Here is a 15,634-nt window from a genome sequence, read left to right as displayed (position 1 = left end):
CAAAAAAATAAAATGATATAATTAAATAGTTTCTAATCTTTCTTTAATGTTTCGGAATTATAGTGATACATATAAATAAGAAGAAAAGGAGAATGTTAATGCGAGTTCTTATTGTCGAAGATGAAAAAGACTTACAAAATATATTGGTAAAACGATTAAATGCAGAATATTATAGTGTCGATGGATGTGGGAATGGAGAAGATGCTTTGGATTATATAAGCATGGCTACCTACGATTTGATTGTGCTTGACATTATGATTCCCGGAATAGATGGTTTACAAGTATTACAAAGATTACGTGCGGACAATAATACAACTCCTGTCTTGCTTCTTACAGCTAAAGATACAATTGATGATCGCGTAACAGGACTCGACTTAGGTGCGGACGATTATTTAGTAAAGCCCTTTGCTTTTGATGAGCTGTTAGCAAGAATTCGAGTGTTGATGCGAAGAAAAACAGGAAATACATCTAATGTGTTTGAAATCGCTGACCTAGTGGTGGATTGCAATATGCATAAAGTAACAAGAGGAGATCAAGTTATCAATCTTTCCAGTAAAGAATTTGCTATTTTAGAATATATGATTCGTAATAAAGACGTTGTGTTGACACGAGATAAAATTGAGCAACATGTGTGGAATTACGACTATGAAGGTGGCTCGAATATTATTGATGTTTACGTCCGCTATCTTCGCAAAAAAATTGATAGCCAGTTTGAAACGAAGTTAATTCATACAGTACGAGGAACTGGTTACGTATTGCGAGTAGAATCATGAAAAGACTATCAATAAAAATGAGAGTGACCCTATGGTATACGGGGCTAGTTGTAATTATTATGGCACTCGTGTTAGCTTTTATTTTAACTTCGTCAGATAAAGTTTTGCTTTTTAATATGAAAAATCAATTGAAGAGCACAGTAAAAGAAAGCATTGAAGATATCGAATATAAGCATGGACAGTTAAAGATTGACGATGAATTTGAGGCCTTAGAAGATGGAGTAAATATCATCATTTATAGTAAACAAGGTGAGCTGATGGCAGGACATAATCCAACAACCTTTAATAAAAAGGTATCGCTTAAATCCGATGAAATACAAACCATTAAAGACGGTAATAAGGAATGGATAGTATATGATTTTCTCCATAATGTAGGCGGCGATGAGCAAGTCTGGGTTCGTGGCATAATGACCATGAATCAATTATCATCGACCATGAATACGCTTATTGTGGTAACACTCATCTCATTTCCATTACTTATTCTCATTGCGGCAGTGGGAGGATATTTTATTACGCAAAGAGCGTTTCGACCTGTGCAACAAATGAGTGATTCAGCCAGTGAAATTGGTGATGGTAAAGACCTTTCGAAGAGAATTAATTTACAAGGTTCATCGAAAGACGAAATGTATCATTTAGCACAAACCTTTGACAAAATGTTTGAGCGATTGGAGACATCATTCGAAAGTGAAAAACAATTTACATCTGACGCATCTCATGAATTAAGAACACCAACATCTGTTATTATTTCGCAATGCGAATACGCTTTATCGCAGAGGAATAATCCGAAAGAAATGGAAGAATCGTTAGAAGTAATTTTAAGGCAATCGCGTAAAATGTCCGCGTTAATCTCGCAACTCTTATTATTAGCACGAGTTGACCAAGAAAAGCATAATACTTTTCAATTTGAATGTATCAATATGAGTGAATTAACGGAAATCGTTGTAGAAGAGCTTTCATTAATGGTTCAAGAAGCTTCGATTAATATAACAACACATATAGAGGAAGACCTGTTTATTAAAGCAGATCAAACATTGATGATGCGTTTATTAATGAATTTACTAACGAATGCGATTGCTTATAGCAAAGCGAACGGCACTGTGAATATGCAACTGTTCCGGGATGAAACCAACATAATAGGTAAAGTCTCCGATAATGGCATAGGCATCAGCGAGCAGCATATTGTGAAAATATGGGACCGCTTCTATCGAGTTGACGCAGCACGAACATCTTCAAACAATGGAAACACAGGTTTAGGATTGTCGATGGTAAAATGGATTATAGAACTACACGGAGGAGAAATTACCGTTGAAAGTGAATTAGGAGAAGGCAGTACTTTTACATTTAAACTACCAATTGAAAACCGAGCATAATGTATGCTCGGTTTTAGCTTTAGAATACAGATTGATTAAAAAGCTCTCTTCAGTCCTTATTTAAAAGTAAATACAAAAACTCCATTTTGAAAAAAAGCGATCAAAATGGAGTTACTCTTTTTAGCTATATATGAGATTTTATAAAACCATCTACTTAAATCTATTTTCCAAGTATACCATTCAACAATCTGAAATATTCTAATCAACATAGATCATGACTTTAATCAGCTCCCAACAAACTTCTGTACCCACCTAAATTTTGAGCTGGGAGTTTTACTTTCCACAAATAGTAAGAGGCTTCATTATATATTTAGCTCTTTTTGCTTTTTGTTTTGTTTATGTCTATGCAGCAATTTTCGACTTATGAGAGAAATCAGTAATAAGATCAGTATTAGTATGAAAAGTTGCATAAATGATAAATCAAAATATTTAGCACCTGTAACTATTAAAAGTGTAGAAATCGTACCTTTTACAATGAAAAAAATAATAATCCATAATCCGCCTTTTTTCCAGTTCATTTTTATTTTACCCTTTCCTACGTTTTAATTCTTAAATGGGACACCTTAATAGAAATCTATTATATTAATAAAAAAGTAAACTTTTTCACAAAAATCATGTCCAATTACATGTGACGACTTCATAATAAATGAAAATGATATTCAGTGTCAATTTTATTGACTATTTGAATATCTATTTATCATCTCAATCTCTTTCTACTTCGTTTCTTATAGGCAATGAACTCTTGTTTTCAAACAAAAACACCTCCATTGAATTTGCACACTAAATATGCGAATTCAAGAGGTGTTTTTTCATGTACCATCAGATAAGATTTCCTACTTTATTTATTTTTTGATACGTAGCTATTTTCTAGTACACAATAACTGGATCATTAGTGTTCAAACTATCATATACAGTTTTTGCAACATTAGGAAGAAGGTTTACACACCCGCCTGATCCCCCTGTTAAATAAGCATTATTTGCCCAGTCTTTTCGCCAGCCTGCATCATGGAATCCTTGGCCACTATTTGTGAATGGAACCCAGTAATCTACTTTAACTGCATAATCAGCTTTACCTACTGCGCTGCCTTTCAGCGTGTATGGTGTTCGTTTATATAGAACGTACCACACACCTGGTGATGTATCTTCACTCGTGCTATGTTTACCAGTTACTACATTTGTTGTGACGACTAATTTCCCATCTTTATAAATCCAAATTTGTTGATCTGCAATTGAAACTTCCGCATACGTGTCTCCGATGCCATTATTCGATGTTGTTTCATAACCGATACCTTCCTTCTCCCAACCATTTCCATGGATATTAGAAGCAGATAGCGATTTTTCACCCTTTTCAAAAGCTTGTTGAACTTGTTTTGTTTCTTTTTCAACATCTAGTGCCCAGCCGTAGCCTTGTCCTTTTACTGATATGACCGAACCGGAATGGGTTTTAAAGCTGAAATTTTTATTTAATGTTGATTTAGCATTATTAATTTCAGCAATCTTATTCTTAATGTCGCTCGCATCGATTGTAACTTTCATATCCTTTGACATAGAGGCATTTTGAATTAAATCTTTCGCTTTTAAAGGATACACTTCATTCTGCACTTTATATTCAACTGACTGCCCAAGAAGATTCTGTAGTGCTTTCTCCTCTTTTTTAACAATCGGATCGTCTTCTTTAATAGGCTGTATGTATGTAGACTTCAGATGAATTTCACTTTTATACTTCTGCTTGTCGTAATCTTTCAGTAGACTAGTAACGTCATACTGTTTTCCATCAACGCTCTTCGAAATAACAACTTTTCCTTGTTCCAGCTTCGCCATAGCATCTTGAGGCGCTTGTAGTTTTTCATTCATAGAGATGAGCTTTTCTTCTACAAGTTTTTTCATCGTTTCACTACGATACTGATCCGCCTTTTCCGGTAGCACTGAATATTTTTTTTCCTTTGAGGAAGGGAAAAATGTCCACTGGCTTTTTAATAGTTTCTTAACTTGAGGCAAATCTTTTTCCGTAAGTTCCGTTTTTGTATCTTTTTCATCTAAAATTTGTTGTTGATCAACATAGACTTTGTTTTCTAGTCCAGATGTTTTTAATTTCTGTATTGCCTGATCAGCGTTCAGACCACCGACTTTTGTGTCATTAATCGTAACATTTGAATTGAAGTGAGTTGCCTGATAATAACTCATTCCTCCAATGAGAAGTACAATTACACCAACACCCGCTGCAATAAGCTTCCAATTTGTAAAACGTTTGCTTGATCTTACTCGTTTTCTCTCAACTTCTTCAACTGATTCATTTATTGGATTATTGTTCATCAATCTTTCCCCCGTATACATTAACGTCAATCGATTTTAAACTAAAACCATTGACTAGTGTACCTTATTTTTCCTAAAATTTCATTATTTTTAAAAAGATTTTATCGCATTTAATTGATTAAATTTAGACTTTTTAATAGAAAGACACACTGAATAATCCCTTACAAGTAGTGAATCATTACAAAAAATCTGAAAAAGTTAAGTACTATTTTATTTCCCTTTGGTTCGGTTATCATTTCACTTAAAATACAAATATAATCCGTAACCTAAAAAAATTATTAATATTATAGAAATAATGAGTATTGTGTATATGACCCCTCTTAATGTTGTACTCATATAATCACCCCTCTCACGCTTCAATAATTCCATTATATAACAAATAATTCGTTGGAAGTTTAAAACATGTTTTAAACCTAAATTAAGCGAAGTAAGGGACGCCATTTGACTCCCCTTACTTCGCCTTTAAAGAACAATGAGTGAATCGCTTACTCAACCAGCTTATTAAGTAACCTTTCACTATTTTTTACACAATTGTAATTATAGTGTTTTTTGACATTTGATCATTATAAATTTAAATGGAGGTTTACTTGCCATATTTTTATGTGGCTCCACAATTTCCGTAGTTTCCATCAGTCCATATTTTCCAAAGTCTTGTTGTACCGAGTCAACATCATAAAAATACATTTTTACCCCTTCCATTATCTCGAAGTAGTCTTTACCAAGTTGTTTCCCCTTCCCAAACATTGGGGCATCTTTAGAAATAGTAGTAAAAATCATATATCCGTTTGGTTTTAACTGACTATAACAATCTTTAATAAACTTCTCTCTCTCATCCTTATTCAACAAATGAATAAGTGCATAACAAAATATACCGTCATACAGTTTGTTATCAAAAGGCATATCCGTAACTGAACCGTGGAAGAAATTAGCATTGAGTTCATTTGCCCTCGCCAATTCAATCGCCGTTTTTGAAATTTCAATACCTGTTACATGTATTCCGTTATCAATAAAAACCTTCGCATTTCTACCGTACCCAATACCAGGAATCAATATATCCTTCACTTTCTTTTCAAGGAAAATGTCCTTCGTCAAAATTGCGGAATCTGAAGGTTCAAATCCCCACATCATTTGATTTTCTATAAAACTTGCTTCCCAAAATTCTGTCATACATCAATCTCCTATATATATATATCGTTATTCACCATTGAATGTTGAAAAATCATCGCATATTCACGAAATTGTATCAAATTTCAACATTAATTTAAAACAAAAAGCATTGGATATCCAATGCTTTTTCACACTTACGCAAACAGAGATGTATTCGCATATAAAGCTGGTGAACCACCTGAATGTACGAATAAAATGTTGTCCTCTTTATTAAATTTACCTTTTCTAATTAAATCGATTAGTCCCGCTACTGCTTTACCTGTATAAACTGGGTCAAGTAAAATACCTTCAGTTTTCGCAAGTAACTGTACTGCTTCAACCATTTCTGGTGTTGGTAAAGCGTATCCTGGTCCTACATATTCATCAAAGCATGTAACTGCTTCGCGTGAAATAGAGTTTGGGATACCAACGTGAGCTGAAGTTTCATCTACAAGTTTTGCTACTTTCTCTTCTTGCTCCGCTTTTCCTCTACTTACATTTATTCCGATTACAGGAATTTTGCTTTGCGTTCCGGAAAAGCCAGTAATTAAACCAGCATGCATACCAGCGCTACCACTTACACAAACAACTGAACTGAAATCAATTCCTTGCTCAAATGACTGAGCCATAATTTCTTGCGCACAAGCAATGTATCCCATTGCACCAGTAGGATTTGATCCACCAACTGGTATTACATATGGTGTATTACCTTTTTCACTAACTTCTTTCGCTACTTTATGCATCTCTTCCATAAGATCTGCTCCGTTTGGCACAACAATTACGTTTTCAGCACCTAATAAATGATATAAGAAATAGTTTCCGTTAAAGTCTGGCTTTTCTTCTGGCTCAAGCCCTTCTTCTAACACAAGAATACATTTCATTTTTTCTTTTACCGCAGCTGCAAGTGTTAGACGGCAATGGTTTGACTGAATACCACCAGCTGTAATTAACGTATCTGCACCCTTTTCCTGTGCATCCGCAACTAGAAACTCTAACTTTCTCGTCTTATTACCGCCAGCTGTTAAACCAAGTAAATCATCTCGTTTAAAATAAATAGTTGGCCCACCAAGTGCTTCAGAAAAATTGTTTAATTTTTCAATTGGTGTATATGATTCTGTATATTTTTTTCTCGGAAATTTAGCTAAATTCATCAATAACGCTCCTTTTATACTCTTTCACAGTAAATGTAACCATACTATTATTACATGGAAAAATGATGAAGTCACCTTTCTGGATTAAAAATGTAGGGAATTTCGTTTCGGTGCATGAAATTGCATTAACGATTTTAACTTCAATACGGTACATGAAATTTATATCAGCGATTCTCAAATTATATCGACCGATACTTAAAATATATCGACTTGCCGATAAAAAACGACAAAATAAAAAGAGCCCACTCATTAAGAAGTAGGCCCTTACCAATCACTTATTTACCGAAAAACGAAGAAGCTGCGTTAATCCTGGCTCTAAATTCATTTCGCCTTTATGGCGTACGTATACAATTTTGTTCCCATCAAATTTTGGAGGATTCGCTTTATTGTACGTGTACCACTCATTCGTTCCTTCTACATTGTACTCCATATACTCTGTTGCACCAACGATTACGTTTTTACTATCATCAGCCGTTACATCTGGTGCCATTTGTGCAATTTTTGCATCACTAATTAATAAGTTCTTTATACCTTTATCACGTTTATAATCGTAAGCCGTTACGACAACATCGTTACCATATGCTTTCACTTGCAACCCTTGTTTAAAAGAAGATCCATCCGGAGCATGAATCTCGCCGCCATTTGGACCAGCTGACCTCCATCCTGTTTCAATGCCGCCCGTATTTACAACTGTAAATCCTTTTTCATCTCCGCCTGCAATTTTCTTTTTACCAGCCCAGTCTGGTAAATTTAAATCCCAGTGCGTATGGCTCGTGAAAAAGACAACTTGCGGGTAATCTTTTAATATATCGTACAATTTATCCACGTTTAAATAGTCATTTAAATACGGTGATTGTCTTGAACCAGATACAGAATCAGGTAAAACGTGGTGAGAAAAAATAAAAATCGGCTTATTTTTATCTTTTTGACTGTAGTCTTCTAAATTTTGTTTCAGCCAACCTAATTGTTCCTCACTTAAGTACACTTGATCTGACATTTTTGAATCATGGTACCTCATATATTTTTCTGTCCCTAAAAATAATAGTGGATAACCATCTAATTCTTTTTTATGGTACACCTTTTCTTGTCCGCTAAATTTCAAATATCGATTAAATAGCGTATCTTCTGCTACACCGTTTGGCCATGTACTTTGAGATAACTTTCCATCAGCTGTCCATTTCCCAGCGTAAAACTCATGGTTCCCAATAGCCGACCATACATTTTCCGGATGCTTGTTTTGGTTTAACACACGCTTCACATCATCATATTGTGATTGCTGTCCTTTTGACGTTATATCCCCATTCATAATAAGTGCTCTAGATAGCGGCGTCACTTTGTTCATATCTTTTAATACGTGATCAAAATCCGATAAATCCCCTTGAATGTCACTAATAACATTAAACATCGTCGCTGTTTTTCGTGCTTGTGCTTGTTCTTTTCCCTCAGCATTCATCGAAAACGTTGGTAATAACACTGCCATAACGGCTAACGAAGCAACTACCTTTTTCATACAATTTCTCCCCCTAATAATAAAATGTATAAACTGACATGTTCTGCTTTCTCTTAGATGCTTGCCCAATTCAAATTATAAGGAGGGATTGTAAAGATAGATGACGTTAAAAATTAATTGTTTTTTAAGAGATTTTGTCGTTTTTACACTCCTCATGGAGCTATCTTTTCAGTTAACCTACTAATATTAAATGAATGTATAGTTACGCGATAAATCGCTTCGTTTAATATGTTGTATTTTAATCTACTTTACACACTCTCAATAAAGCACTTTACCCCTTCAAATTTTCTTCATTTAATCTGAACAGCTCTTGTAAAATAAAACGTCCATCTTTTCTTATCAGTACGTCATCGAACCAAATTTCACCCCCGCCATACTCTGGCCTTTGAATGTTTACTAAATCCCAATGTATCGCTGATTTATTCCCATTATCTGCACCTTGTAACGAATCTCCAATTGCTACATGATAACTACCATTTATTTTTTCATCGAATAACGTATTATTCATTGGGTGTAATATGTAAGGATTAAAAGCTAGTGCAAATTCTCCAATATATCTTGCTCCCTCATCCGTATCAAGAATTCGATTCATTCGCTCTGTATCATTTGCATATGCCTCTATTATTTTCCCTTGTCTGACATGTAACTTTATATTTTGAAACGCATAACCTTGTTGAACAGATACTGTGTTAAACGTTATTACTCCATTTACTGAATTTTTAACAGGTGCTGTATACACTTCACCATCAGGTATATCATCCGTTCCATCTCCTTTTAAAACGCCAATTCCTTCAATTGAAAAATTCAAATCCGTACCTTCTCCAATAATCCTAACTTGCTTTGTCTTTTCCATTAATTCTTTTAATGGCTCCATTGCTTTCGACATTTTATTGTAATCTAACGTACATACATCATAATAAAATTTTTCATAAGCCTCAGTGCTCATATTCGCTTCTTGCGCAGACCCCGCATTCGGAATTCGAGTTGTCACCCATCTTGTTTTATACACTGCTTCACTATGAGCTTTTCCAAATATCTTTTGATATAACTTCATTTTTCCTGCTGGCACATCTGCTAATTCATATGCATTTCTAGGGCTACGGAGATTAATATATACTTGCATCTTACTTAAGCGGTAACATTCCCAATCTGCAAATAACTTAAATTGTTCTTCAGATCCTGATAGAATCAATTGCCTTGTAACAGAAACATCACGCATTGATACATGTGCGTATCCCCCTGCTTTTTCCACAAACTTAATAATTTCACGAACTACTGCGGGATCTATTTCAGTAACACTTTGAATCAATACTTGATCATCGGGCTGCACTTTAGTTGAATGATTGACTAGTACATCCGCTAACTTCGATAGTTCTCGCTTCATGAGACTCTTCACCCCTTTTTCATCCAAACAATAGATACACAATAAACAATTAGAAATAAAATATATTAATTCCAAACAGCCGGAATCACCGCTACACCAAAATAAAAAGTTCCTGGTAACAACCAAATGCTACAAGCAATCATAAAATCCTTTTTCCTTGCAACTGCCGCAATTACTGCTAAAAAAGAAGGAAGCAAAAACATGAAAAATACAGTGATATATAGTTCCTTATTAAGTGTTTGATTGCTGTAAGGGTTAAAATATAGAAAAACAATTGAAAGGATAAAAATGCTTACAGCCGCCACTACCCCTATATAAACATTGATTTTTTTTCATAATCCCCTACTTCCAATAGCAATTTTTTGTACTGAACGTATCTTTTGAGTTCAAAGGTTAGCTGAAACTTGTTGAAGAAAGTGTACCGCTGAATGGAGTACGACTAAGCCATACACATAAAGGAATTAATTCTTGTGCTTGATATTTACTTTTTCGTTGAACGAATCCTGTTTTTTAGCCAGGTGCTCCGCACCCCATTCACTTAAATAAGATGCGTATTCTAATTCATCTGGATTATCATGTAACATAGAAATAAACTCTAATTTATTCCCATCACAATCCAGAAAGTATACACTTGCAGCTGGCATCCACCTTTGGACAATTGGCTCTTGATTTCCTTTCCCTTGGCTTCCCACCACTTCTATTCCACGATTCTCTAACCACAATTTAGAAGACTTTAGAAATTCTAAATCTACACCAAAAGCAAAGTGTTTTATCTCAAAATCTTCAATATTATGTACTTCCCATAATCCAAGCATTTGCTTTTTACTTTCTCCTACCCAAAAGAAGGCCACCTTTCTTTTGGATAGTTTTCTTGCTAATGCTAACCCCAACTTATTTTGATAGAAATCTATCGCCTTTTCTAAATCTCTTACATGTAAATGTGTTTCATATATGTTCTGTATCATTCTGCTTATTCCTTTCTTTATTAGTTAAGTAGTTACTGTAATTCTAAATCTGAAGTATGTATAATCATTGTAATTTATCTCCATATCCAATATACCTATTTACTATTCTATCGAAATTGAAATATGATAAATCCAACTGAGGTAGTAAATTCAAATAAAAATTCTACTACTTTTGCAGGAGAAATCTCCAATACATTCAGATGAAATCATACTAAAATAATAAAAAAGCGCTATTCTTTTAGTAAGAATAGCGCTTTTGACTCTTGGAGTTAGTTAATATTTTTCAGTAAATAGGTATGTGCAATTACCCCATCACTATCAAGCTAAGTTCATACACCGTCAATTATAGTAAAGGTTGTTTCTTTTTTAAAGGCTATGTGTAAGGAATTTAACCCTCCCCCAGGAATCAAAAAATTTTTGAGGGGATGCCTACGTAATATAACATATTTACAATTACGTTGCGTTTAGGTTTAAAATGCGTATCTTTTTCATCTATATTTCAACTACCATATTTAAGTTTATAAGAGTTATGCTTTTTAAATAAAAGTAATTACTTGTTTTATAAACTCGTAACCAAAATAACCACTAAATCCGAATAGTACTATTGCGGCAAATATAGATACCCCTTTAATAAAGGTTGGATTTAGAAACCGTCTAGTAAAATGAACAAAGCTTAATAAGACCATATCATGCATAAAGATACCTAATAAAATACCTACAGCTATTAATATAAATGTTGATGTACTTGCACTACCTAATGAAGAAACTAGAACCGGCCCAAAGACCCCTATCCAAAAGACAATATTAGCCGGTGATATAGCAATCATAAAACCAGATAAATAAGCTGTTAATAAAGATTTATTAGGATCTTCTCCCTCTATGTTAACTTCTGACTTTGCTTCTTTAATACTTTCTATTCCAATAAACATTAAAAACCCAAAACCTAGTAACCACATAACTGCTTCTACCCACGGATTGGTTAATACACTAGAGAACCCTAGATAAATCAGAACTATTAAAGATAAATCTACAGTCATTCCTCCTATACCTACAAACCAACCATGTACGAAACCATTTCTCATTCCTTGTTTAGTCATTTGGACAGTCATAGCACCTGCAGGTATTGATAAAGATAAGCCTAACAATATATATGTAAAGAGTGTTACAATCATAAAAATTCTCCTATTTTAATCAATTATTATTCTTTTTATTAAATTATGCATGAAAAGGGCACTTACCTTTGATCGATTCATTACCATCTGTTATTACAGATTATTTCCATTCTCTTTTATCTGGAGCAGTCACCCAATTAGATGACCACTCTTTTGGACCATGTTCGTTAAGATATTTTAAAATACTCCAAGTACCCCTTTGTTGAAGAGCAATGCCTAAAACCCCATAAGATCCTTTACATGTTTAGCGTTCTTTTTAGATGTTAGTTTTTCAAGTAATAAAAATGCAACATCAAAAGCTGTACCTGGATTTGAAGATGTAATAATGTTTCCATCTTGAACGATTAAATCATTTTGTACTATTGCACCGAAATTCTTTAACTGCTCTTTTCGTTTACTCGTCGGATGACTGTATGTGGTGGCTTTTTTATCTGTAAGAATTCCGCTTTTTCCAAGCGCTAATGATGCGACACATATACTGGCAATAGGCTTCTGCTGGGCATAAAAATGTTGAATAACATGTAAGAATTCTCTACTATATGCATCCCGATAAAAGCCAGCTTCTTCAAAACCTCCTGGAATAGCTAATGCATCAAACTCATCTAATTGAATATCATCAACCGTTTTTTCGGGTATGACAGTAAAATTCCAAGTACAGGTTAATTTATTCCGAAGGCCAACTGTTACGACCTCAGTTGATCCATCTCCCTCCCATTTATTCCAACCTAGTACATCTGTAAATACACTAGCTTCTACTGCTTCAAATCCATCAGCTAATAATAATAAAACCTTTTTCATATCGTAAATCGCCTCCCGTTATCCTTATTTTATACAAATATATAAGGCTGATAAATAAGTTTGATAAGGATATTTGATTGTTTGGCTTTATTATATAAGGAATTTAGGTTATTCTATTTTATAAAAAAAGGTTGGATAATTTATGGATCAAATTGATAAAAAAATCGTGGGATTATTACAGTCAAATGCAAAAATTTCAATGAAGGATCTAGCAGAAGCCGTTCACTTATCTGCTCCGTCAGTAACTGAGCGAGTACGGAAGTTAGAGGAGCAAAAAATTATTGAAGGTTACCATGCACATGTTTCTCTAAAAAAAATAAACCGTCCAATTTCTGCACTTATATTGTTTAAATCAAAGGATTGTAAATCATTAGCTAACTTTTGCTATAATCATCCAGATGTACTTGAGTGTTACAGAGTAGCAGGGGAAATTAGCTATATTGTCAAATTAGCAACATATTCTGTAGAAAGTTTAGAACAATTTATTGATGATACAATGCAATATGGTACACCATCAACGAATATCGTGTTATCTTCTTATGAAAAAAAAATAATTGCTCCCTTTATTAGTGAAAAATAAAAATACTGGCACAATCAATTAACTATTACTTACTCAATAATCCTTTAAAAATAGCCCTGATTTTTTGACTGTATAAAAATCAGGGTCTCTAATCATTTTTATCGTTTTTGGGTAACCCATTTTTATTAGCTGGGTAACGATGTGCACTTCCCCCTATATAAACATTTAAATTATTCTTCACAATCCCTCTACTTCCAATAGCAACATGCTTATTACTTCCCATCACTACACCTCATTTCCTTTTTTACAAAAAAAAGACACAGAGATCCCTCCCCATGCCTACTACTTCTCTACTTCTTCACCGCATGCACATAATGCACCGTCTCAAAAGCTTCTAAATAATCGTTTCGTCCCTCAAAATATAGTTTATTAATATCCTCTGGTGATAAGTGCTCATAAATGAGTAAGCCCGCCTTTTCTAATAGTGCTTCCATTTCGGTATAAGAAAAACACGATTTCATCGGCTCCCCGCCTATCTCAGCCATCTTTATCATATTTTCAACTCGATTGGATAATCCTTTTTCCGTAAATAAGTTTTCATCAGGGTAATCAAAAACGATAGAACTCCCTTCTGGAACCATCTCGAATAAACATTCTATTAAACTGGAAAGTTCCTCTTTTGTTAAATAGTACGTAACACCTAAAAGGCTAAAGAAAGTCTTTTTATTTTCAAATCCTTCATTTACTAATTTTTGCTTAGAGAAATCCTTAGTAAAATCCATCGAAACAAAATGAAGATTGCTTGGAATTTCTAGACCTGATTCTTTCACTCTTTGTATTTTAAACGCTTGCGTAGAAGGATGATCCACTTCAAATATTTCTATTTTATTTTCTAATTCTCGGTGTCTAAAACTAAACGTGTCTAAGCCTGCACCGAGTATGACGTATTGCTTCGCGCCTAATGCAATTTCATGTAATAGCACTCTTTCACAATATGCCGCGCGTGCCAAAGGTGTTGGTGATAATTGAACTTGTGTAATCCATTTTAAAATTTCTTTCGGATTGTCTTGAAACTGCTGTGCAATGCCTTTATTAAAAAAATGTATTCCTTGAACCATGTTCGTTTCAATATCATTACGTTCTTTTTGTGAAATAAGATCTTTAGCTACATAATCATCAAAGATTTTAGAACTATCAAATTCACTATGATACGCCCTTCCGAAAGCTGATACTAACGACGTTACACTTGCTTCACCTTTTTTCACGCACATACACTCTCCTTCATTTCCACAACAAAAATAGGGTCCCCCTGGCCAGGAGAACCCTATTATACACTTTATTTTTACATTGTTACATTATAGCATAAATAAGTTTTTTTGTCAAGTTTTCAGCCCGCTAACACTCCGACACTTTGTATATTCTCCGGCAGGAACACCGAAATTATATACACAATTTTCCGAATTATTTATTCATTCTTTTTTGAGCAGTATTAGTATCTTGAGATACCGGTATGTGTTCGGTAGCTCTAGATAAACCTGTTTTTGGCATATTAACATAGATTGCTTCAGAAGCACCTTTTTCTATTTGATAGGTTTCGTGAAAAACACCGACACTCCCATTATCTTTAATCTTATTATTGTACGATTTCCAAGCATATGAATGATTTTTTCCGTGAGCATAGTTTACTAATTCGTCGAATCCCTTCCAGTATTGAATTAGGATTACTTTTCTCCAACTAAATAAGAATTCTGTATGTAAGAAACCCCATTGTGGATTTTGATACAATTCTTTAATCATAGGTCCCATAGCATTAAAAACTGGTATCCACTTCCAAAATTTTAATAGGTTATTAATACGCATACCAATAATAAAAACAACAAATTCTTGATCCTTGCTATTGGCTATATGCCTGCCGTTAAAAATTTTAGCCCCCACTTTAATCCCCCTTTTTTACTGAACATAAATAATGTACAGCTCCCAAATAAACCATAACACTCCCCCCTGAATTTTCCAATTAATTTAACACAGATTATGAAAGGCCGTATTTAACAATAAAGGGTATATAGAAGCCGAAACGGACGAATGTATTTGCTGAATGAGCTGTTTAAGGAAGAGGAATATGTACGCATATTAGTTCATTTTGACATCCCAGATGATGTTCTTTATGAAAGAGTGACTCGTAGCAAGCGAAGTACAAATATATTTAGAGGTAACTATTCTAGTTTCAAAGAGGTACTCAATCGCCAACAGGCCGAATCACTGCATGAAGATGTGGTAGATCCTGTAGAAAATGAGGCTGATTATTTGTTTGTTATTCGCGATAGTAAAGATGTAAAATCTACTATAGAAGAAATTGTTCATCTTGCTGAAGATTTGTCCCCTATCCCAAAATAAGAGACTATAAGAATCACATAATCATAGATTATTATGCAAATACTTCCTCTAGGCGCCGAACATGGTATATAATAATAAAATAATCTACTTCTATATGCTCAATTTTACACAATAGAGTTCACTCATAGGAAAGAGGTA

17 protein-coding genes and 1 pseudogene are annotated in these 15,634 nt (G+C 34.1%); 4 read left to right on the top strand and 14 right to left on the bottom strand.

Annotation, left to right across the window (positions count from 1 at the left end):
* Positions 1-98: 98 nt before the first annotated feature.
* Entirely contained in the window at positions 99-773 is a 675-nt protein-coding gene (locus tag ABH955_RS02435) for a response regulator transcription factor (RefSeq protein ID WP_219303061.1), read from the top strand.
* Positions 770-2,143, top strand: a complete 1,374-nt coding sequence (locus tag ABH955_RS02430; protein WP_404453154.1) for a sensor histidine kinase — start codon at positions 770-772, stop codon at positions 2,141-2,143. The genes ABH955_RS02435 and ABH955_RS02430 overlap by 4 nt, the downstream gene beginning before the upstream one ends.
* A 302-nt stretch (positions 2,144-2,445) precedes the next feature.
* On the opposite strand, the gene ABH955_RS02425 is transcribed toward ABH955_RS02430, so the two are convergent.
* The 11 genes from ABH955_RS02425 to ABH955_RS02375 all read right to left on the bottom strand — a co-directional run bounded on the left by ABH955_RS02425 (position 2,446) and on the right by ABH955_RS02375 (position 12,582).
* Entirely contained in the window at positions 2,446-2,661 is a 216-nt protein-coding gene (locus ABH955_RS02425) for a hypothetical protein (RefSeq protein ID WP_193665134.1), read from the bottom strand.
* A gap of 349 nt (positions 2,662-3,010) precedes the next feature.
* The gene (locus ABH955_RS02420; RefSeq protein ID WP_133116657.1) at positions 3,011-4,456 is read right to left on the bottom strand and encodes a L,D-transpeptidase family protein; all 1,446 of its coding nucleotides are present in this window, start codon (positions 4,454-4,456) and stop codon (positions 3,011-3,013) included.
* 537 nt (positions 4,457-4,993) lie between these two features.
* On the bottom strand, positions 4,994-5,623 hold the full coding sequence (locus tag ABH955_RS02415; RefSeq protein ID WP_404453151.1) for a class I SAM-dependent methyltransferase: 630 nt from the start codon (positions 5,621-5,623) through the stop codon (positions 4,994-4,996).
* Between the two features lie 134 nt (positions 5,624-5,757).
* Complete coding sequence (gene cuyA / locus ABH955_RS02410) at positions 5,758-6,753, bottom strand: D-cysteate sulfo-lyase (protein WP_001046600.1); 996 nt, start codon at positions 6,751-6,753, stop codon at positions 5,758-5,760.
* Positions 6,740-7,003 carry a hypothetical protein gene (locus ABH955_RS02405; RefSeq protein ID WP_113709891.1) on the bottom strand — a complete coding sequence of 88 codons (264 nt, stop codon included), beginning with the start codon at positions 7,001-7,003 and terminating at the stop codon, positions 6,740-6,742. The genes cuyA and ABH955_RS02405 overlap by 14 nt, the downstream gene beginning before the upstream one ends.
* Before the next feature lie 21 nt (positions 7,004-7,024).
* Positions 7,025-8,263 carry a DUF4073 domain-containing protein gene (locus ABH955_RS02400; RefSeq protein WP_404453147.1) on the bottom strand — a complete coding sequence of 413 codons (1,239 nt, stop codon included), beginning with the start codon at positions 8,261-8,263 and terminating at the stop codon, positions 7,025-7,027.
* 271 nt (positions 8,264-8,534) lie between these two features.
* Positions 8,535-9,647: an aminopeptidase gene (locus ABH955_RS02395; RefSeq protein ID WP_404490827.1), complete on the bottom strand. Its 1,113-nt coding sequence runs from the start codon at positions 9,645-9,647 to the stop codon at positions 8,535-8,537.
* Between the two features lie 65 nt (positions 9,648-9,712).
* Complete coding sequence (locus ABH955_RS02390; RefSeq protein WP_404453142.1) at positions 9,713-9,952, bottom strand: hypothetical protein; 240 nt, start codon at positions 9,950-9,952, stop codon at positions 9,713-9,715.
* A 156-nt stretch (positions 9,953-10,108) separates the two neighbouring features.
* Complete coding sequence (locus ABH955_RS02385) at positions 10,109-10,612, bottom strand: VOC family protein (RefSeq protein WP_404490826.1); 504 nt, start codon at positions 10,610-10,612, stop codon at positions 10,109-10,111.
* Positions 10,613-11,148: 536 nt separating this feature from the next.
* Entirely contained in the window at positions 11,149-11,784 is a 636-nt protein-coding gene (locus ABH955_RS02380) for a LysE family translocator (RefSeq protein ID WP_404453136.1), read from the bottom strand.
* 216 nt (positions 11,785-12,000) lie between these two features.
* Positions 12,001-12,582 (bottom strand): DJ-1/PfpI family protein, encoded by a 582-nt coding sequence (locus ABH955_RS02375; protein ID WP_404453133.1) that lies wholly within the window; start codon positions 12,580-12,582, stop codon positions 12,001-12,003.
* Positions 12,583-12,724: 142 nt separating this feature from the next.
* Between ABH955_RS02375 and ABH955_RS02370 the strand changes: the two genes are divergently transcribed.
* Positions 12,725-13,162: an Lrp/AsnC family transcriptional regulator gene (locus ABH955_RS02370; protein ID WP_404449915.1), complete on the top strand. Its 438-nt coding sequence runs from the start codon at positions 12,725-12,727 to the stop codon at positions 13,160-13,162.
* 88 nt (positions 13,163-13,250) lie between these two features.
* Here ABH955_RS02370 and ABH955_RS02365 read toward each other — a convergent pair whose 3' ends face one another.
* The 3 genes from ABH955_RS02365 to ABH955_RS02355 all read right to left on the bottom strand — a co-directional run bounded on the left by ABH955_RS02365 (position 13,251) and on the right by ABH955_RS02355 (position 15,037).
* Complete coding sequence (locus tag ABH955_RS02365; RefSeq protein WP_016127259.1) at positions 13,251-13,385, bottom strand: hypothetical protein; 135 nt, start codon at positions 13,383-13,385, stop codon at positions 13,251-13,253.
* A 67-nt stretch (positions 13,386-13,452) separates the two neighbouring features.
* Positions 13,453-14,373 carry a class I SAM-dependent methyltransferase gene (locus ABH955_RS02360; RefSeq protein WP_404453130.1) on the bottom strand — a complete coding sequence of 307 codons (921 nt, stop codon included), beginning with the start codon at positions 14,371-14,373 and terminating at the stop codon, positions 13,453-13,455.
* Positions 14,374-14,563: 190 nt separating this feature from the next.
* Positions 14,564-15,037: a DUF4188 domain-containing protein gene (locus tag ABH955_RS02355; protein WP_002128099.1), complete on the bottom strand. Its 474-nt coding sequence runs from the start codon at positions 15,035-15,037 to the stop codon at positions 14,564-14,566.
* A gap of 129 nt (positions 15,038-15,166) precedes the next feature.
* Between ABH955_RS02355 and ABH955_RS02350 the strand changes: the two are divergent.
* Positions 15,167-15,496: pseudogene (locus ABH955_RS02350) on the top strand (ATP-binding protein); the annotation flags it as partial.
* Between the last annotated feature and the right edge of the window lie 138 nt (positions 15,497-15,634).

It is taken from the genome of Bacillus sp. RC240 (genome assembly GCF_044907945.1).
GTDB classification, from domain to species: domain Bacteria; phylum Bacillota; class Bacilli; order Bacillales; family Bacillaceae_G; genus Bacillus_A; species Bacillus_A mycoides.
The sequence above is the reverse complement of the archived record's forward strand: the minus strand, read 5'-3'. Positions and strand labels throughout refer to the sequence as shown.